This is a genomic window from Empedobacter sp. GD03861 (assembly GCF_029840885.1).
In the GTDB taxonomy this organism is placed as follows: Bacteria; Bacteroidota; Bacteroidia; order Flavobacteriales; family Weeksellaceae; genus Empedobacter; species Empedobacter falsenii_B.
Genome location: NZ_JAOCDJ010000017.1, coordinates 1 through 19,005, shown reverse-complemented (window position 1 = coordinate 19,005; position 19,005 = coordinate 1). Strand labels below are relative to the sequence as shown.

The following is a 19,005-nucleotide window of genomic DNA, read 5'->3' as shown; positions in this document are numbered from 1 at the left end:
AGTCCAACTAAATGTTGGACTTTTTCTATTTATGATTCTTTTTGTTTTTTCAGAATAATTTCAATCTTGCCATTAGGATATTGTTTTTTATCTGTTTTATTTACAGTAATATATTTTATATCATCTGGATTCATTTTAGTGAAAACACTTTTATCTACTCTTTCTCCATCCACAAAAACTGCTGGATCATTTGATTCTTTAATAACCGAACTATCAAAAATTCCTTTACGTGGAGATTCATTTACATCTTGAGCAAAACTCATCATTGGAAGAAATGCAAAAGCTAATAGTAATTTTTTCATAAATTGTTAATTTACATAAAGTTAATTAAATATTTTATAAAAACTAATTTTTATATGTTCGTTTTACAGATTGTATTCCTTCAATATTCTTTAATTCCATCATAATTTTTTCTAATTCGGCTTTATTTTTAACAGAAACTGTAATCTTTCCATCAAAAATACCTGCATCCTCAGATAAATTAATACTATGCATGTTCAACGAGTTATTTTTTGAAATAACTAACGTAATATCACTCACCATTCCAGCTCGATCCAATCCTTGTAGCTCAATCAACGCTTTGAACTCTTGTTGAGAAGAATCAATCCATTTCGCTTTTATAATTCTGTAGGCGTAATTTGCTTGTAACGAAACTGAGTTTGGACAATCTACCTTATGTACTTTTATTCCTTTTGAAACTGTGATAAAACCATATACTTTGTCACCTGGAATTGGATTACAACAACTCGCTAATTCGTAATCTAAACGCTCTTCATCATTCCCAAATACAAGACTATCTAATTTCGTTTTGTCGACAGGAATATCATCTTTTTTAGTTGTATTGAATGTTGATTTTCTGAAACGGTTAATCAACCCTGTGAAGCCAGTATTTCGTTCTGCAAATTTGCGTAAATCGTTGTTGTCAATAATTCCCATTGCAACATTATAGAATACATCTTGACTCGAACTTAACTTAAAGTATTGCTGTAACTGATTAGTTGTATTATCATTAAAATCAACCTTTAAGTGTCTTAATTTTCGTTGAATAATTTCTTTTCCATCTTCTGCAACTTTACGTTTATCCGAGTTTAAAGAAGCTTTAATTTTACTTCTAGCTTTACTCGTTACAACATATTCTAACCACTCTAATTTTGGTTTTTGTTGCGTTGAAGTAATAATTTCTACTTGATCTCCACTTTGCAATTGATGCGACAAGGGATACAATTTACCGTTCACTTTTGCACCCAAACAATGGTCACCAACATTGGTGTGAATAGAGTAAGCAAAATCCAACGAACTCGCTCCTTTTGGTAACGAATGTAAATCTCCTTTTGGTGTAAAAACATAAATCTCTTTGGAGTACAAATTGAATTTGAAATTATCCATAAATTCAATCGCATCCTTTGTATCTTCTTGCTCTAACATTTCACGAACTTGATGAATCCACTCATCAACTTTCGTTTCGTCGTCCGATACATTTTCTTTGTATTTATAGTGTGCTGCAATACCCATTTCGGCAACTTCGTCCATTCTTTCGGAACGAATTTGTACTTCTACCCAACGTGCTTGTGGTCCCATAACCGTTGCGTGAAGCGATTCATAACCCGTTGTTTTGGGTTGAGAAATCCAGTCGCGCATACGTTTTGGATTTGGAATAAATAAATCCGTTACCAACGAATAAATTTTCCAAGCTAAGAATTTTTCATTCTTTTTATCCGAACGATAAATTACACGAATCGCAAACAAATCAAAAACTTCCTCGAAAGGAATTCCTTGATTAATCGTTTTTCGATAAATTGAATTGATTGATTTTGAACGACCTTTTATCTCAAATTCTAAACCTTCGGCTTCAAGTTTTTCTGAAATAGTCTTACAGAAATCATCAATGTATTTTTTTCTTTCGGCTTCAGTTTCTGTTAATTTATGTTCAATATTAAAATATGCATCTGGTTTAGTGTATTTCAAACTCAAATCTTCTAGTTCAGATTTGATGTTATACAATCCCATTCTGTGAGCCAAAGGCGCATATATAAAAATAGTTTCGGATGCTATTTTTAACTGTTTATCCTCTCGCATACTTTCTAACGTACGCATATTGTGTAAACGATCGGCAATTTTGATCAAAATCACACGCACATCTTCAGATAAAGTCAGTAATAATTTTTTATAATTTTCTGATTGTATCGAAACATCTTGCTTGTTTAAGACCGCAATTTTTGTTAATCCGTCTATAATTTTTGCAATCTTTTTTCCAAAAAGTTTCTCAATGTCTTCTAACGTATATTCTGTATCTTCTACTACATCATGCATTAAAGCCGCAGAAATTGATGTAGCGCCAAGCCCAATTTCGTCAGCAACAATTTTGGCAACAGCAATCGGATGATAAATATATGGTTCGCCTGTTTTTCTGCGCTGATCTTTGTGCGCATCAACAGCCAAATCAAAAGCTTTACGAATCAGCTTTTTATCTTCATCTGATAAAGTGACATATGTATTTTGAAGCATCTCTTTATAACGTCTCGTTATCTCAATGTTCTCTCTCTCTAATTGTTCGTCTGTAATAACATGAGGCGTATCCATCTTTCTTATGTTTTTGTTGATTTAGAAAAAAGCTTTAATTCCCTTTATTTATCTGCTTTCTTCGAAGGATTAAATATACAATATTTTATTTTTTATTGACTATAATATTCAACTGATTTTATCACGTTTTTTAAGTCTTTATTTTTAATCAATCTAATTTATAACGTACTTTTTACACTATTAATTTAATAATAAAAGTTGATTAATATAATCTGATTTTATCAATTTACAATTATATACTACTTTTTATTGTATAGTTGATAAATAATTAACTGTCCTAAAACAAACATTTTAAACTTTATTATTAATTCTAAACATTTTTCTAACTTAACAATACAAATAAAACACAGCACACACATAAATGGATTACAAAACTTTATACTCAAAAAGTATTGAAGAACCTGAACTTTTTTGGAAAGAAGAAGCGCAGAAATTAGCATGGTCAACTTACCCTGAACAAATCTTAAAACAAAATGAAAACGGATATTATTCGTGGTTTGTTGACGGAAAAATAAATATGAGCCGTTTGGCTTTGGAGGAAAATATAAAAGCTGGACGCGGAGAACAATTTGCTTTAATTTACGATTCTCCTGTTACAGAAGTTGTTCAAAAAATTACGTACAATCAGCTTTTAGAAAAAGTAAGTCGTTTTGCAGGAGGTCTTACATCCTTAGGATTATCAAAAGGTGATACAGCAATTATTTATATGCCTATGATTCCAGAAGCAATTGTTGCGATGCTTGCTTGTGCGAGAATTGGTGTAATACATTCTGTTGTTTTTGGAGGTTTTGCAGCGCCAGAATTAGCTATTCGTATTGATGATGCTCAACCTGATGTTATTATTTCTGCGTCTTATGGAGTAGAAATTAATCGTCAAATCAACTATAAACCATTGATTGATGAAGCAATTGAATTAACACTTTACAAACCAAAAAACATTGTCATTTTTGAACGTCCAAATCACACCGATGATTTATCAGCAGAAAACGTTCATACCTATGATGAAATGTATCAACATCAACCTATAGAACCTATCGAAGTTCCAAGTACACATCCATTATATATTTTGTATACTTCTGGAACAACTTCTACGCCAAAAGGTGTCGTACGCGATACAGGAGGTTATGCAACTGCACTAAATTCGACAATGAACTATTTTTATGATTTAGAACCAGGTGATACAATTCTTACTGCAAGTGATATTGGTTGGGTTGTTGGACATTCCTATATCGTTTATGCGCCGTTAATTTATGGTGTTACAACGGTTATTTATGAAGGAAAACCAATCAAAACTCCTGACGCTGGAGCTTTTTGGAGAATGGTTGAAGAACATAAAATCAAAAATGTTTTCACAGCTCCAACAGCAATTCGAGCAATTCGAAAAGAAGATCCAGAAGGAAAATTATTCCAAAAATACGATACGTCAAGTCTGAAACGTTTATTCTTAGCAGGAGAACGTTGTGATACATCTACTTATTATTGGTTAAAAGAAATTTCAAAATTACCCGTTATTGATCATTGGTGGCAGACAGAAAGCGGCTGGCCAATGTTAGGAATTTGTGTTGGAATCGAAAATATAATGCCTGAACCTGGCGCAGCTGGATTACCTGTTTTTGGGTATAATATAAAAATTGTAAATGAAGAAGGACAAGAAAATGATATACGAGAGGAAGGTTCTATCGTGATTCAGCTTCCACTTCCTCCTGGTTGTATGACAAGTTTATGGCGAAATGAACACCGATTTATAAAAGGTTATTTTCAACAATTTCCGAATCATTATTTAACTGGTGACGGAGGTTTTAGAGATGAAAATGGTTTTGTATTTATTACAGGTCGAACTGATGATATTATTAATGTCGCTGGTCATAGGTTAAGTACTGCAACAATGGAAGAATTGGTTTCTTCTCATCCTGATATTACAGAATGTGCGGTTGTGGGAATTAAAGATGAATTGAAAGGTCAAATTCCAATAGGTTTGATTGTTACAAAAGAAAACGCATCAAAATCGGAAGAAGAAATCGAAAAAGATTTGATTGCTTTATTACGCAAAGAAATTGGCGGAATTGCCTGTTTCAAAACATCTATAATAGTTAACAGACTACCAAAAACACGAAGCGGAAAAATATTACGCAAAACTTTATCTCAAATTGCAGACGGAACACCATTCACAATTCCATCTACAATTGATGATGCTACAGTTTTAGATGAATTAATTCACGAATTTTCAAGAAGAAACGTAGGTCTAGCCTTTGCGATTTCGTCAATATAATCCATTTTATTCATTCACTATTTCAAAAGCAGTAATTCCTACTATTACTGCTTTTTTTATTCATTTTTACATAAATTTGAATTAGAAATATCATTCAATGCCAAATCAATCCAAATCATTAGAAGATGTGCACGAAAGTGTTCAAATCAAAAAAGGAAAGTTTAGAAAAATCCTAAGTTTTTTTGGACCTGCCTACTTAATAAGCGTTGGTTACATGGATCCGGGAAACTGGGCAACCGATTTAGCGGGTGGTAGTCAATTTGGTTATACTTTGATTTGGGTTTTGTTGATGAGTAACATTATGGCTTTGTTATTACAAAGTTTGTGTACACGTTTGGGAATTGTTCGACGAAAAGATTTGGCGCAATGCAACCGAGAAACTTATCCAAAAGGAATGAATCTCGTCTTGTACATTTTAGCCGAAATAGCAATTGCAGCCTGTGATTTAGCAGAGATTTTAGGTATGGCAATTGGTCTAAATTTACTTTTTGGAATTGATTTAATTTATGGTGTTTTAATCAGTTTCTTAGACACTTTTCTTCTACTTTATCTTCAGAAATTAGGCATGCGAAAAATGGAACTTTTCATTGTTGGTTTAATCACAATGATTGGTTTATGTTTTTTGACGGAAATGTTTTTAGCAAAACCAGATTTTGGAGAAGTTGCAAAAGGATTTATTCCATCTATTCCAAATAGCGCTGCATTGTACATCAGTATTGGGATTATCGGCGCAACTGTAATGCCGCATAATCTTTATTTACATTCTGCACTCGTCCAAACGCGGCAAATAAAACGCGATGATTTTTCAATCAAAAAAGCCCTCAAATATAACTTTTGGGATAGCGCAATTGCTCTGAATTTAGCCTTCTTTGTCAATGCTGCAATCTTAATTTTAGCTTCATCCGTATTCCATAAAAACGGCTATCACGATGTTGCAGAACTGAGCGATGCTTATAGATTATTGGGGACAACTTTAGGAACAGATTTGGCTCCAAAATTATTCGCAGTTGCTTTAATTTTAGCTGGACAAAGCTCTACAGTTACAGGAACTTTAGCTGGACAAATTGTGATGGAAGGATATTTACATCTACGTATTAATCCTGTTTTGAGAAGAATTTTGACACGATTATTAGCCGTAGTTCCAGCAGTTGTAGTCATTCTTATTTTTGGAGAAAAAGAAGTCGGTTCTTTACTAATTTTCAGTCAAGTTATCCTAAGTATGCAATTGGCTTTTGCGGTAATTCCGTTGATTCATTTTGTGAGTGATAAAGCGAAAATGGGGAATTTTGCAATCAATACAACAACCAAATTTTTTGCATGGACAATCGCTTTTATTATTTCATTTCTGAATGCGCAATTGGTGTATGAAGAAGTTAATAAATGGATGGCAAATAGTGAATCTTACACTTTAAATATTTTTCTTATAGCGTTAGAAATAGGACTTTTAGTTTTATTATTGCTGACATTTTTTATTCCAATTATGTTGAAGAAAAATGAAGAACATCAAAAGGAAATTCATGAACCATTTGAGAAGTTTACGTTAGAAGAAATTTCGAATCAACATTTCAAAAAGATTGTTGTTGCGTTAGATTTTTCGAAAACGGATAGAAAAGTGATTAATTATGCGACACAATTAGCTACTACAGAATCTACCATTATTTTGGTTCATATTGTCGAAAGTGCTTCTGCAAAATACACGGGAGAGCGTACGAATGATGAAGAATCTCTGTCAGATTTGAAACGTTTAGAACAATATGCAGAGATCATTCGACCTTTGTTTAATGAAACTAAAATCGAATTAGGTTACAATAATCGAATCAATTCAATTGCTGAAATTTGTAAACGAAATCAAGCAGATTTGTTGATTGTTGGTTCGCACGGACACCGAGGTTTTATGGATTTTATTTTTGGAGAAACGATTAATAAATTAAGGCATCGCGTTAATATTCCGGTCTTTATTGCAAAATAATAAAAAGCCATTCAGAATTTTTCTGAATGGCTTTTTGATTAGATTAAAATATAAAAATTATTTGATCGATAATAATTCAATCATTTCTTTATTTTCTTGTAAAATAGCATGATCTAAAGCAGTTTTACCATTGTTATCTTTAATGTTTAAATCTGCACCAGCTTCGATTAGTTTTTTGGCAATTTCGTTTTGACCAAATGTTACAGCAAAAATCAAAACAGAAGCTCCATTAAAATTCACTTGATTAACATCAGCCTTATTCGCAATTAGTAAATTTACCATTTCAGGAAATCCTCTAAAGGCGGCTCCCATCAACGCATTGTTTCCAGATAAATCTTGCGCATTAGGATTTGCTTCTTTTGATAATAATACTTTCGCAGCGTCTGAACTGTTATTATAAATCGCTAAAATTAAAGGTGTAAATCCACGTTGATTTGCTTCATTTACATGTTTTCCATTCGAAATTAGTTCTTCTATTTGCTTCACATTATTTTCTCTCGCCGCACTAAACAAATCTTGTGCATAAATTGAAGAAAAACTGAATAGAAATAAGGCTAAAAATATATGCTTTTTCATGATAATATTGATTTTATGAAAGTCATGGAGCCAAACTCAATCGACTCCAATCCAATAGATATTATTTTGGTAAATATTGCTTTACATCGTTCATAGAAGTATTTGTAGCCTTCATCAAACGTGTTCCATATTCTGTATTTGCATGGTAAAAATGTGCAATCATTTTATGAACAATTACTTTATTTTTAACCGAATTTAAAGCTCCAGATAAATTTTTGATTAAATTATCTTGATCTTTTTTAGAGAATGATTTGTACAAATCTCCAGCTTGTACAAAGTTATTTTCTTTATCAATGACATGCTGAGTTGTTATAGCTCCTGCAGGAAAAACAGATTTTGAATACTTGAATTTTGCATTATCTACAACCTCAGGAAGATTAGTTGAAGGTTGATAATTTACATCACCTTTTTGCTCACGGATCGACATATAACCGTCTTGATTATATGTTTTTACACTATTTTTTGGTGCATTAACAGGAATTTGTTGGAAATTACCCGTTAAACGATGACGTTGTGTATCAGAATAGGAAAACAAACGACCTTGTAACAATTTATCTTCAGAAGCTTCAATTCCTGGAACCAACGTAGCTGGAGCAAATGCTGCTTGCTCAACTTGTTGAAAATAATTCGTTGGATTCTCATTCAATGTCATTGTTCCAACTTTAACTAACTTTACAACAGATTCTGGCCAAATTTTCGTTACATCAACAGGATTGAAATCTAATTTATCAAAATCTTCTCGTTTCAATAATTGAACATATAAATCCCATTTCGGAAAGTTTCCTTTGTCGATTTCATTACGTAAATCTAATGTTGCATGTTCTATTTCAGTCGATTGAATTTTATTCGCTTCTTCTTGTGTTAAATTTTTCGTTTCTTGTTGAGGAACCCATTTGTATTTCACATAAGTTACTTCACCTTTTGCATTTACCCATTTGTAAGCATGTACACTATTTCCTTCCATTTGACGAAAATTTGCAGGAATTCCATAATCTGAAAACAACCACGTTAACATATGCGTAGACTCTGGTAAATTAGAGAAAAAATCAAATACACGATTTGGATCAGATGCGCCATTTGTTACAGGAGATGGCCTGAAAGCATGCACCATATCTGGGAATTTGATTGCATCTCGAATAAAGAAAACAGGTAAATTGTTTCCAACTAAATCGTAATTTCCTTGTTCTGTGTAAAATTTAACAGCAAATCCACGTGGATCACGATAAGTTTCTGGCGAACCTTGTTGATGCGTTACAGTTGAAAAACGTACAAATAATGGTGTTTTTTTACCAGCTGTTGACAAGAAATCAGCCATTGTCACATCAGAAAAATCTTTATCAGCTACAAATTCTCCGAAAGCTCCAGCTCCACGCGCATGAACAACACGTTCTGGAATACGTTCGCGATCAAATGCTGCTAATTTTTCAATTAAATGAATGTCCTCCAACAAAACTTGTCCGTTATTTCCGATTGTTTTAGAATTTTGATTATCTCCAACTGGAGCGCCTGTGTTTGTTGTTAATTGTTGGGCAAATCCAATCGTAGAAAGGAATGCTAAACTTAATACTAAACTTCTTTTGATCATAATTATAGTTTTATTCTTTATTTATCATTTTAAGACAGAGCAAAACTAAATCTGTTATAATTATAAATCAAATCTATAAAATCTATTAGATGTAATTAATTTTTATAATAATTATAACCCAATCCTTTACAAGGAAGAAAAAGGTGATATATTATTTCGCAATAAATGAATAAATAAAAATGATGAAGAATTTTAGAAATAAAAAAAAACCGCTTATTTAGCGGTTTTGAGAGATATTATTTAATTTTTTCTAAATCGTTGAAAAGACATAGAAGGTTTAATTTTTATCGATTCATTAGCGATTAATACCATTAAATTCAAGTGTTGATTAAATTTCCATAAAGAGTTTCCTTCAACCTCTATTCCTTGTGGAGTTCTGATAAGTTCTAAATTTGTGTACATCATAATCTATAATTTTTTGGTTGACGCTAATATTGTGTTAAAAACAATTTTTAATGTTAATTTCATTTAACACAACTGATAAAATTAAAAGTTTCTAATAAAATTCAGTATTTTGTATTTGTTTTTTAATAAACATAAATTATACCAAAAAATATACAAATGGTTTCCTTCATGTTAAATTTTAAGAAATTTGACTCCAGCCAACTTTATCTTTATGATTTTCAATAAAATATTTTTTTGTTGGCTCATAAATCGAAGAAGAAAGTGTTGGATCTTGTGAAAGAATAGCTTCTACACATTTTCTTGCAGCATACAAAACCTCTTTATCTTTCGCTAAATCAGCAATTTTAAGATTGAGAACTCCACTTTGTTGCGTTCCCATCATATCACCAGGACCACGCAATTCCAAGTCTACTTCCGCTACCTGAAAACCATCATTGGTTTCACACATTGTCTGAATTCTACGTTTCGATACTTCATTCAATTTCCCTCCCGTCATCAAAATACAATACGATTGTTCCGCTCCACGACCTACACGGCCACGAAGTTGATGTAATTGAGAAAGTCCAAAACGTTCAGAATTTTCAATAATCATCACCGACGCATTTGGGACATTAACACCTACTTCTATCACAGTTGTCGCTACCAAAATTTGAGTTTCATTATTTTTGAAACGATTCATTTCAAATTCTTTATCAGCAGGTTTTTGACGACCATGCACAATACTTATCGCATATTCTGGCAACGGAAAAGCACGAGAAATACTTTCGTAGCCATCCATCAAATCTTTCAATTCTAACTTTGCAGATTCTTCAATTAATGGATAAACCACATAAATTTGACGACCTTTCGCAATTTCATCTTTCATAAATTTGAAAACACTCAAACGATGTGCATCAGTTTTATGAAGCGTTTTAATAGGTTTTCGTCCTTTTGGTAATTCATCGATCACCGAAACATCCAAATCGCCATACATTGTCATCGAAAGTGTACGTGGAATTGGCGTGGCTGTCATCACTAAAATATGTGGTGGAAGTTTAGCTTTTCTCCAAATTTTTGCACGTTGAGCAACTCCAAAACGATGTTGTTCATCAATAATAGCTAATGCCAAATTCTGAAAAATCACATTATCTTCTAACAATGCATGCGTCCCAATAATGATTTTAAGGTTTCCATTTTCAAGGTTTTCTAAAATAGGTTGACGTTTTTTCTTTGTCACTGAACCCGTTAATAATTCAACCGAAATATCCAAACCATTCAGCAATTCTGTAATGCTTTCGTAATGTTGTTGTGCAAGAATTTCGGTTGGCGCAATTAAAGCCGCCTGAAAACCATTGTCGACAGCAATCAACATCGTTAATAATGCAACCATCGTTTTTCCAGAACCAACATCACCTTGCAACAAACGATTCATTTGCGCAGGTTGACGAAGATCAAAGCGAATTTCTTTCATCACTCTTTTCTGTGCATTTGTCAATTCAAAAGGTAAATATTCATTGTAAAATGTATTGAAATAATGACCAATTTCTGGGAAAGGATTACTTCTATTCTTTTGTTTATTGACTGCTTTTTGAGAGAGATTTGCAAGATTTAGAAAGAAAAATTCTTCAAATTTCAGACGACGAATTGCTGCATTTAATTCCGTTATATCTTTTGGAAAATGAATTGCTTTTAACGCATCATTTCTTCCAACTAACTTATAATGATCGAGAACATTTAAAGGTAAATTCTCAGGAATATCGATGTTTTCGGCAAAAAGATTCATCATCATTTTTTGAAGAACACGATTCGTAATTCCTTTTTTCGTCAACTTTTCAGTACTCGGATAAACAGGAAATAATCCAAGCGGAATATTTTTAGCGTCTTCAACTAATTCAATTTCAGGATGTGTAATACTAAAATTATTATTGAACACATTTGGTTTTCCGTAAATCACAACTTCTTTGAAAAGATCATTTCTTAATTTCTCCTTTTGCCAAGAAGAAACTTTAAACCAAACTAATTCTAAAGTTCCAGTTCCATCTTGAAATTTCCCAACTAAACGTTTTACTTTTCCTTGGTTAATTTCTTCTAAACTAACAATTTTACCTTTCAATTGTATTTCGGCTGCTGTTGATGAAATTTCTGAAATTTTATAGAATTTCGATTTATCAACATAACGAAAAGGAAAATGCTGTATCAAATCTTCGTATCTAAAAATTCTGAATTCACTTTGCAGTGTTTTAGCACGCTCAGGTCCAGCACCTTTTAAATATTCTATTGTTTTTTTTAATGGATTTTGATACATTTTTCTACTTTCGAAAGTCGCAATTTACCAAATTTTAACGATAAACAATGTCATCATTGTTACAAAATAAGCTCGTAGAATTGCTTTATATTTGTAACAAATTAGAATCAAATGAATTTAACAGAATACATCAACAAAGGTTTATCATACGAAGATTATATCACACGCGTTGAAGATGATTTGGAAAACGAAATCGAAAACGATGATCCGAAAGAATATGTACAATATTATGCTTTGGGATTGCAACGCATGAACAGAATTTTTAAAACATTCAGTTTAAATCCTGCTCAAGAAATACGCGTTAAATCAACTACAAATAATTTAAAATTATTAGTAATTACAGAAGGTTGGTGTGGAGATGCATCTCAAATTTTACCTGTTGTGGAGAAATTGGCAAATGCACTTCAAGTTTCGACGCATTATGTTTTACGTGATGAAAACATGGAGTTGATGGAAAAATACAAAACAAATGGTGCAGCTTCTATTCCGATTATTATTGGAGTGAATGATGAAAATGAAGAAGCTTTCCGTTTTGGTCCTCGTCCACAAGCTGGAATGGAAATGTTGGCGCGTTTCAAAAGTAATCCTGATACGTATTCAGCAGATGATTTTCACGAAGATTTACAAAAATATTACAACAATAATAAAGGTGAAGATATTGTAAATGAAATTTTAGATTTGATTGACGAAAACATCGGTAATTAATCATTTTTTTCTATTTGTTCAACTTGATATTTGTTCGCATCTTTGTGTAAGATTTTATTGAAAAAGAAAAATGAAAGGAAATAAGCAAATTATTTTTGCCATCGTTGTAGTTGTCGCTTTAGTCGCTATTATGTTTACGCCAATTGGTACATTTTTTAAAAGTAAAATGGAAGATAATAGCCACGTTGCTGGTTCTGATATAGAATTAACAGAAAGTGATTATGATATTGATTTAATTGGTCATAACGGCGCTGCGAATACAAACTTGATTGATTTCAAGAAAAGTGGTGAAGTTGTTTTCCTAAATTTTTGGGGAAGCTGGTGTCCTCCTTGTGTTGCAGAAATGCCAACAATTCAGAAATTGTATGAAGCAAAAGGACAAAAAGTAAAATTTGTATTGATTGCTATTCAGGATAAACCGACAGTTTTTAATCCTTTTTTGCAAAAAAATAATTATACAATGCCAGTTTATGTGCCAAATAGTCCAATTTCGAATAATATGTTACCAAAGGTTTTTCCAACAACTTATATCTTAAATAAAAAAGGTGAAGTTGTGTTGAAAGAAACAAAAACGAGAGATTGGAACGATAAAGAAATTAATGATTTATTAGATAAATTAATCGCTGAATAATTTTATTCAAAAACATAAAAAAGCCGTTATTAATTGATTAATAACGGTTTTTTTTATATCTGTAAGTTAACTCTCTTTTTAATTTTCTCTCATCAACGCTAATTGCAATAAAGCAGTTGTTGTATTTTGATTACGGGTTGTAGCACTTACATTTAGTAATTTTTCGAAAAAATTATTGGTCAATTTTGTTTTTCCATAACCAGAAGGACAATATAAATAAACAACATCATCAGCAACAAAATATTGTTCATCTTCAGTTTTTGAACTTTCAACTTTTTCAGTATTTATTTCCTCTGGTTTATTTGCCAAAAACGTATAATGCAAAAACTCTTTATCAATGCTCAAATCTTTTAAGAAAGGATTATTTTCAATAATGTTTTTTAACTTTTCGATGGTAAGAATCAAAACTGGAACTTCAAAAGATAGACTTTCTACAATTTTATCGTGAATTAAATCACCAATTTCTTTAATATCAGTCAAATTTGTCGAAAAAACAGCATTTCCACTTTGTACGTAAGTCGTCACATTTTCCAGTCTAAGTTCCTCCAAAAGTTTGGTCAAAACATCCATTTTGATGATTTTTTTACCACTTACATTTATACCTCTCAGGATTGCAATAAAAGTATTCATAAAACTATCTCTATTTACGAGAAACTTGGTTTAAAATTATGAAAATAAATATAATAGAAATTTTGAAACAAATCGCTCATTTGTTATGATAATTTTGATAAATTAGCATCATTCTGAATAATAAAAAAACTAATAAAACCTATGACTACAAACAGATTAGAAGCTTTTAGCGATGGCGTTCTTGCAATTATTATTACCATTATGGTTTTGGATCTGAAAGTTCCGCTTGGAGATGATATAATGAGTTTGAAACCTTATATCCCAAAATTTCTGAATTATTTGTTCAGTTTTATTTATGTTGGAATTTATTGGAACAATCATCATCATCTTTTTCAGGCAATTGAAAAAGTAAACGGCGGAATTTTATGGAGTAATTTACATCTACTTTTTTGGTTGTCTTTGCTACCTGTTTCGACTGGTTGGATGGGCGAAAATTACGACTCAACTTTTCCTGTTGCTTTTTATGGATTTGTCCTATTTATGAGCAGTGTAGCATTTATGATTATTGAAAAAATTGCTATAAAACAAGAAGGAAAGGAATCTGTTATTGGAAAATCTGTGAGTAGAAGTTTTAAAGAAATTTCTTCGAGTATTGGTTATTTGGCTGGAATCGGAATTTCATTTGTAAAACCAGAAATTGGTATTGTCATTTATGCTTTAATTGCTTTACTATGGCTAATTCCAGATAGAAGAATTGAAAAATCGATGCGATAATTATTGATAATTTTCCACAGAATCAATTAATTTTTGAAGAAGATTAGATGTAGAATCTTCTTCAAAATTTTTAAAAGATTGTCCTAACCATAAATTAGTAAACGCTGTATTTTCGTTCAATTTAGAAGCATTTCTCAACGGATTTGTTAATTTATTTTGATAAGGATAAGGTAAAACAAACTCAGAGTTTTCAAATAAATGAATAAATTCATTCTCAATTCCTCGTGCATATCTTCCAGAAAAACTTTTCGTCAAGATAATTTCACTTTCCCTTACATTTTTTAATCGTTCTTTTTCGAAGGATTTTAAAGCACTTTCATTGGAACACAAAAACAAACTACCAATCTGAAAAGCATCTGCACCCAATTGTTTAGCAGCCAAAAGTGTTTTCGTATCATAAATTCCACCAGCAAAAATCAACGGCTTTTTTACAACATCCTTTACTTGCGAAAACAATGAAAAGCCACCAATTTGAGGCAAAATATCTGGATTAAATGTTCCACGATGCCCACCTGCTTCAATTCCTTGTACACAAATCACATCAATATTCGATTTTTCCAATTGTATCGCTTCTTCCAGCGTTGTACAAGTCCCTATTAATGTCACATGATGTTCTTTAAGACGATTAATAGAATTATCGTCAAAATTGCCAAAAGTGAAACTCAAGATTTTGCACTTTTCTTGTAAAATTACTTCTATTTGTTCCTTATAACCATTTGGTTTTACAGCTTCAATCTCAGGAAAAACGATATCAAAGTTTTGTAGACGCGCAAGCTCAATTAACTTATTTTTTGTTGCATTATACTTTTGCTTTAATTCTGGTGTGATTTCAGGAATATCGTTCGCAAAAATATTGATAGCAAAAGGTTTATTCGTTAATTTTTTGGTTTGATAAATTCGCTTCAATGAATTTTCTGCATCCAAATCAGCAATTGGCAAAGAACCTAAACAGTTACAATTACTTGCTGCAGCAACCATTTCTGATGTCGTTACTCCAAACATTGGCGCTTGAATAATCGGATATTTTACGCCAAATAATGCTGTTAGTTCATTTTGCCAAATCATCTTTTTTTACTTTAATTTTCTTTCAATTTAGGCATAAAAACTTTTATCGCAGGAAGTAAATCCTCAAAAATTGGATTGTTTTTATTCTTCATAACCACTTCCAAAAACAACTTTAAACCTATTGCAAATTCTACTGATTGATTTTCATTTTCGAACGGATTTTTAGATTTTATCATTTCAATAATCTTAAAAATCTCATCATGATTCATAAAATCTAAAACGATTGGAGCCTGTAATGGTGCATCTTTGTCTAATAATTCGGTCTGTTCTAACGTTAATTTGTAGTGATTTCCTTTCTTTGTCATATATCTAATTTTTCCAAAAGTAACAGATTAGAATTATCAAAAATTAAAATGATTATTCGTTTAATTGATTGATTAAATCAATAATATTTATTCAAAAAAAGAGTCACATTTCTGCAACTCTCTTTTGTTATTTATCAACTCCTTGATTTACTTGCTTATGACGTTCATTCATTGCTTTCATTTCCGCCATAAATTCTTTGTCTGTCACAACTTTTCCCTTTGTTGGCAAAGTAATCACAATATCTTTATCTAAAATTTCGATTTCTTTCATTGTAAAAATAGCCTTGAACTCATCTTCTGACATTTCTGCTTTCACAATCAATCCTGGTAAATTTGCATAACGATAAGGACCATCTCTATAAGGTAAACTTGTTGTATACCACGCTATCACCTCTCTTCCTTCCTCATCTATTCCAACTGCTTTTGTCGCGTTATAACCTGCTATTTCTGTTTTTTCTTTTGTGATTTTCCATTGATAATCAAAGATTTTATCTTTAATCAAAAAGGTTTTCACTCCAAAATCTTTCACATTATAAAATTCGTTTTTTTCATAATCTTTATATTGTGGATTTGCTTCTGCAGCAATAATCATCTGCGCAATAGAATTGTCATTGGATTGATTATTATCAATTTTAATTTCAGGTTTGAAAGAAGACATTTTACCATTACTCTCCAATACAAATTTCACCGAAATTCCGCGATCTATTTCACTTTTGAAACTCGCTTGATACGCAGCAGGGATACTACTTTTGATCTTATCGAAATCTAAAATAAAATCTGTGTTGTAGATTACTTTTATGTTCTCCTTTTTGGCTTGTGCAAAAGAAATAATACACGAAATAGTTGTAAAACATACCGAAAATATAAGTTTTTTCATGTTATAATAATTTATGGTTTTGTTATTCTCAAAAGTAAAGAAACAAAGAAAATGAATTTGTTAAACATGACACAATAAATTATATCATATTCATAAAATATAATTTGAAAATTTAACAATTTCCTAAAATTGAGAATCATATAAATTGAAGGAATAAATATTACTTTTAAAAATATATTCACAACCAAAATTTATGAAATTACAAAAAGGAATTACAGGTTTTGACACCACTCCTAATTATACAACAGAAGATTTAGAGAAAATTCTGAAAGGAATTAAATATCCATTTACCAAGACAGAAGTTGTTCTGAAAATGAATGATTCTTCTAACTTTTATCAAATTAAAATTAATTATCAAAAGACAAAACAAGATTTTTATTTGATAGTAAATTCTACTTATTTAATCTTTGCTTGTGTAGAAAAAAATAGATGCTTCGATTTGAAATTTATTGACTTTCCTATTGAATTAATTTCACAATTAAAATCAGAGGTAAACTCCAGTTTAATCCTTCTAAATCCAAAAGAATTAAACAAAAAAGTAGACGTTTCTGATTTAGAATTATTAGGTGAATCAGAAATTAAACAGATCAATTATTGGAAAAGTAAAACACTGGGAGAGATTGTTTTCAATTGTTTTGATTAAACTTTTCGTTTAATAATTTTCTTACGTTTTCTTTTCTTAAAAATAATTCGAATTAGACGATAACCATATGTTACCTTTTTATTTTTTGTGATAATAGGAAATGCCATTGTGCACATCAACGAAATGCAAGCCGTTGTACCTAATGAACCTCCATAACCATTGAAAATTTTGCTCGTATAATGCAATAAAACTGCAAATAAAATTGGAGAAAAAACTAACGAAAAATAACTGATATTTATGGTTGATGATACCATTCCAATGAAAGTTCCGCCAATTACATACAACGGAATATTTTTGGTATAAAACTCTGGTAAAATTGTTGGAAAAAAATAGAAAAATCCACCGACAATCATTGCAATCATTGCAGAGGCACGAACTGGACCTTGTTTGAAACGAATGTTTAATTCATATGTTGTTAATGAAGCAATTATTGAAAACATCATTAATATTAAAAATTCAATAATCATTAGCCAATAATTAATTTAAACAACAACATACTCAACAAAACGCCTATAAATGCTAATGTTCCTAGCTTTCCACCCACACCAACAAATAAAGATTTTGTAGCAAAAAATAACAAGGCAGTAAAAACTCCAGCCGAAATAATCATCCAATAAACATACTGAAAATCAAGCGAAGTCATCCCAATGAAAGCACCACAATAAATTGGTCCTGCAATTTGTTTTAGATATTCTGAACGAGAATTAAACTTCGTTAAAAAAGAACCTAAAGTTCCTATAATTCCTGCAGAAAAAACACCGCCTAAACCTAATTTATTATTGATCAAATATGTAATTATTGCTGCAATAGGAATCCATAAAACCAAAGTTTTACGATCAAAAGAATATTCGTGATGATGCAGTGGAAACTTGCGGTAAACCACAATCAAAAGTAAACAAATTGCAGCAATAATGTAAGGAACAAGATAATGTTCTATTCTTTCGTTCATTATCGAAAATAAAAACAGAAACTGAATTATAAAAATAATCAGTATCGTGACAAATTTTATGATGCGTTTGGTTTGCACAATTATTTTTTGAAGTTGCAAAGTTAGTGACTTGTTTTAACAAAATAGAATAATTTTTATCAGTAAAGTTGTAAAAATTTCTTAAACTTAAGAACAATATGAAAACACTAGAAAATTTGAAATTTCAACATCATTTAACAAAGAATCTATTGAATGATGAATTTTAACAATTCGTGAGTTTCCACAAAAAATTCAGAATGAAATCACCTCTCTTTCAGAACCTAAATTCGAACAATAATATCGTTCTGAAGGCTGCATCAACGTTGGGTTACTTTGTTAAATTCTTTTGTTGAAAGTGATTGGGACAAAAAATTTCGTCATCAGTAAACAAATCTTGCGATTTATGCTTGGAATTGCAATCATCATTTGGCGCATATACAACAAGCTAATAAAAGTTAGTGTATCTTTGCAAAACATAATCTAACTCATGAAATACATCAATTATTTTCTATTATTTTTATCTACAATCATTAGTATTTTTCTGTTTTTTGTAAGCGCTAATCAAATTGAAGTTGTTCCGAATAAAAATGAAGGTTATAAAGGTGAACAAATTATGCTCATTGAAAAATCGAACGATATACAGTTTGTGAAAAATATAGCTGAAACTTCGGTAGATAAATATGATGGAATGTACAATCAATTATCTGATTTTGCAGCAAAAATGAATACGTGGATTATTTTATTATTTATTCTTCAACTTGCTATGGGCGTACTTTTCTTTCTACAATTTCGAAAAAATA

The 19,005-nt window shown here is 31.0% G+C and carries 19 protein-coding genes; 7 read left to right on the top strand and 12 right to left on the bottom strand.

The window, feature by feature from the left end:
- Positions 1-29: 29 nt before the first annotated feature.
- Complete coding sequence (locus N5D03_RS09410) at positions 30-302, bottom strand: hypothetical protein (protein ID WP_280051477.1); 273 nt, start codon at positions 300-302, stop codon at positions 30-32.
- A gap of 43 nt (positions 303-345) precedes the next feature.
- Entirely contained in the window at positions 346-2,580 is a 2,235-nt protein-coding gene (locus tag N5D03_RS09405; protein ID WP_280051476.1) for a RelA/SpoT family protein, read from the bottom strand.
- A 361-nt stretch (positions 2,581-2,941) separates the two neighbouring features.
- Here N5D03_RS09405 and N5D03_RS09400 point away from each other — a divergent pair, with 361 nt between their 5' ends.
- Together N5D03_RS09400 and N5D03_RS09395 are read left to right on the top strand one after the other, a co-directional pair.
- Positions 2,942-4,849, top strand: a complete 1,908-nt coding sequence (locus tag N5D03_RS09400) for an AMP-binding protein (protein WP_115000246.1) — start codon at positions 2,942-2,944, stop codon at positions 4,847-4,849.
- A gap of 97 nt (positions 4,850-4,946) precedes the next feature.
- Positions 4,947-6,818 carry an Nramp family divalent metal transporter gene (locus N5D03_RS09395; RefSeq protein ID WP_280051474.1) on the top strand — a complete coding sequence of 624 codons (1,872 nt, stop codon included), beginning with the start codon at positions 4,947-4,949 and terminating at the stop codon, positions 6,816-6,818.
- A gap of 57 nt (positions 6,819-6,875) precedes the next feature.
- On the opposite strand, the gene N5D03_RS09390 is transcribed toward N5D03_RS09395, so the two are convergent.
- The 4 genes from N5D03_RS09390 to recG all read right to left on the bottom strand — a co-directional run bounded on the left by N5D03_RS09390 (position 6,876) and on the right by recG (position 11,668).
- Positions 6,876-7,394, bottom strand: a complete 519-nt coding sequence (locus N5D03_RS09390; RefSeq protein ID WP_280051472.1) for an ankyrin repeat domain-containing protein — start codon at positions 7,392-7,394, stop codon at positions 6,876-6,878.
- 61 nt (positions 7,395-7,455) lie between these two features.
- Positions 7,456-8,979, bottom strand: coding sequence for a catalase (locus tag N5D03_RS09385; RefSeq protein WP_280051471.1), 1,524 nt, complete (start codon positions 8,977-8,979; stop codon positions 7,456-7,458).
- Between the two features lie 240 nt (positions 8,980-9,219).
- Positions 9,220-9,384, bottom strand: coding sequence for a hypothetical protein (locus N5D03_RS09380; protein WP_280051470.1), 165 nt, complete (start codon positions 9,382-9,384; stop codon positions 9,220-9,222).
- Positions 9,385-9,562: 178 nt separating this feature from the next.
- Positions 9,563-11,668 carry an ATP-dependent DNA helicase RecG gene (recG, locus tag N5D03_RS09375; protein WP_280051468.1) on the bottom strand — a complete coding sequence of 702 codons (2,106 nt, stop codon included), beginning with the start codon at positions 11,666-11,668 and terminating at the stop codon, positions 9,563-9,565.
- 111 nt (positions 11,669-11,779) lie between these two features.
- On the opposite strand from recG, the gene N5D03_RS09370 reads away from it, so the two are divergent.
- Together N5D03_RS09370 and N5D03_RS09365 are read left to right on the top strand one after the other, a co-directional pair.
- Positions 11,780-12,373, top strand: a complete 594-nt coding sequence (locus N5D03_RS09370; protein WP_115000253.1) for a thioredoxin family protein — start codon at positions 11,780-11,782, stop codon at positions 12,371-12,373.
- A gap of 70 nt (positions 12,374-12,443) precedes the next feature.
- Positions 12,444-13,004, top strand: a complete 561-nt coding sequence (locus N5D03_RS09365) for a TlpA disulfide reductase family protein (RefSeq protein WP_280051466.1) — start codon at positions 12,444-12,446, stop codon at positions 13,002-13,004.
- A gap of 78 nt (positions 13,005-13,082) precedes the next feature.
- Here the strand turns inward: N5D03_RS09365 and N5D03_RS09360 are convergent, their stop codons facing one another.
- Positions 13,083-13,634, bottom strand: coding sequence for a DUF1697 domain-containing protein (locus N5D03_RS09360; RefSeq protein ID WP_180906760.1), 552 nt, complete (start codon positions 13,632-13,634; stop codon positions 13,083-13,085).
- A gap of 141 nt (positions 13,635-13,775) precedes the next feature.
- Here N5D03_RS09360 and N5D03_RS09355 point away from each other — a divergent pair, with 141 nt between their 5' ends.
- Entirely contained in the window at positions 13,776-14,348 is a 573-nt protein-coding gene (locus N5D03_RS09355; protein ID WP_280051464.1) for a TMEM175 family protein, read from the top strand.
- Here N5D03_RS09355 and N5D03_RS09350 read toward each other — a convergent pair whose 3' ends face one another.
- From N5D03_RS09350 to N5D03_RS09340, 3 genes are all read right to left on the bottom strand, one after another.
- Positions 14,349-15,413, bottom strand: a complete 1,065-nt coding sequence (locus tag N5D03_RS09350; RefSeq protein ID WP_221854445.1) for a nitronate monooxygenase — start codon at positions 15,411-15,413, stop codon at positions 14,349-14,351.
- Between the two features lie 11 nt (positions 15,414-15,424).
- On the bottom strand, positions 15,425-15,718 hold the full coding sequence (locus N5D03_RS09345) for a DUF3861 domain-containing protein (protein WP_280037999.1): 294 nt from the start codon (positions 15,716-15,718) through the stop codon (positions 15,425-15,427).
- Positions 15,719-15,845: 127 nt separating this feature from the next.
- Positions 15,846-16,595, bottom strand: coding sequence for a GLPGLI family protein (locus N5D03_RS09340; RefSeq protein WP_219034860.1), 750 nt, complete (start codon positions 16,593-16,595; stop codon positions 15,846-15,848).
- 193 nt (positions 16,596-16,788) lie between these two features.
- On the opposite strand from N5D03_RS09340, the gene N5D03_RS09335 reads away from it, so the two are divergent.
- On the top strand, positions 16,789-17,238 hold the full coding sequence (locus tag N5D03_RS09335; protein WP_219034859.1) for a hypothetical protein: 450 nt from the start codon (positions 16,789-16,791) through the stop codon (positions 17,236-17,238).
- On the opposite strand, the gene N5D03_RS09330 is transcribed toward N5D03_RS09335, so the two are convergent.
- Both N5D03_RS09330 and N5D03_RS09325 read right to left on the bottom strand, forming a co-directional pair.
- A complete protein-coding gene (locus N5D03_RS09330) occupies positions 17,235-17,681 on the bottom strand; it encodes a hypothetical protein (RefSeq protein WP_280051463.1) in 447 nt (148 codons plus the stop codon). The two genes, N5D03_RS09335 and N5D03_RS09330, sit on opposite strands and share 4 nt — an antisense overlap.
- 23 nt (positions 17,682-17,704) lie before the next feature.
- Complete coding sequence (locus N5D03_RS09325) at positions 17,705-18,187, bottom strand: hypothetical protein (RefSeq protein ID WP_115000270.1); 483 nt, start codon at positions 18,185-18,187, stop codon at positions 17,705-17,707.
- Positions 18,188-18,692: 505 nt separating this feature from the next.
- Here N5D03_RS09325 and N5D03_RS09320 point away from each other — a divergent pair.
- Positions 18,693-19,005: hypothetical protein (locus tag N5D03_RS09320; RefSeq protein WP_280051462.1), on the top strand; the 313-nt coding region annotated here is incomplete at its 3' end.

Bases quoted from the DNA above. Each gene is read 5' to 3' on its own strand.
- recG (WP_280051468.1), bottom strand. From the start codon at position 11,668: ATGTATCAAAATCCATTAAAAAAAACAATAGAATATTTAAAAGGTGCT.
- N5D03_RS09355 (WP_280051464.1), top strand. From the start codon at position 13,776: ATGACTACAAACAGATTAGAAGCTTTTAGCGATGGCGTTCTTGCAATT.
- N5D03_RS09340 (WP_219034860.1), bottom strand. From the start codon at position 16,595: ATGAAAAAACTTATATTTTCGGTATGTTTTACAACTATTTCGTGTATT.
- N5D03_RS09365 (WP_280051466.1), top strand. From the start codon at position 12,444: ATGAAAGGAAATAAGCAAATTATTTTTGCCATCGTTGTAGTTGTCGCT.
- N5D03_RS09395 (WP_280051474.1), top strand. From the start codon at position 4,947: ATGCCAAATCAATCCAAATCATTAGAAGATGTGCACGAAAGTGTTCAA.
- N5D03_RS09380 (WP_280051470.1), bottom strand. From the start codon at position 9,384: ATGATGTACACAAATTTAGAACTTATCAGAACTCCACAAGGAATAGAG.
- N5D03_RS09405 (WP_280051476.1), bottom strand. From the start codon at position 2,580: ATGGATACGCCTCATGTTATTACAGACGAACAATTAGAGAGAGAGAAC.
- N5D03_RS09410 (WP_280051477.1), bottom strand. From the start codon at position 302: ATGAAAAAATTACTATTAGCTTTTGCATTTCTTCCAATGATGAGTTTT.
- N5D03_RS09330 (WP_280051463.1), bottom strand. From the start codon at position 17,681: ATGATGTTTTCAATAATTGCTTCATTAACAACATATGAATTAAACATT.
- N5D03_RS09400 (WP_115000246.1), top strand. From the start codon at position 2,942: ATGGATTACAAAACTTTATACTCAAAAAGTATTGAAGAACCTGAACTT.
- N5D03_RS09345 (WP_280037999.1), bottom strand. From the start codon at position 15,718: ATGACAAAGAAAGGAAATCACTACAAATTAACGTTAGAACAGACCGAA.
- N5D03_RS09360 (WP_180906760.1), bottom strand. From the start codon at position 13,634: ATGAATACTTTTATTGCAATCCTGAGAGGTATAAATGTAAGTGGTAAA.
- N5D03_RS09350 (WP_221854445.1), bottom strand. From the start codon at position 15,413: ATGATTTGGCAAAATGAACTAACAGCATTATTTGGCGTAAAATATCCG.
- N5D03_RS09390 (WP_280051472.1), bottom strand. From the start codon at position 7,394: ATGAAAAAGCATATATTTTTAGCCTTATTTCTATTCAGTTTTTCTTCA.
- N5D03_RS09370 (WP_115000253.1), top strand. From the start codon at position 11,780: ATGAATTTAACAGAATACATCAACAAAGGTTTATCATACGAAGATTAT.
- N5D03_RS09335 (WP_219034859.1), top strand. From the start codon at position 16,789: ATGAAATTACAAAAAGGAATTACAGGTTTTGACACCACTCCTAATTAT.
- N5D03_RS09385 (WP_280051471.1), bottom strand. From the start codon at position 8,979: ATGATCAAAAGAAGTTTAGTATTAAGTTTAGCATTCCTTTCTACGATT.
- N5D03_RS09325 (WP_115000270.1), bottom strand. From the start codon at position 18,187: ATGAACGAAAGAATAGAACATTATCTTGTTCCTTACATTATTGCTGCA.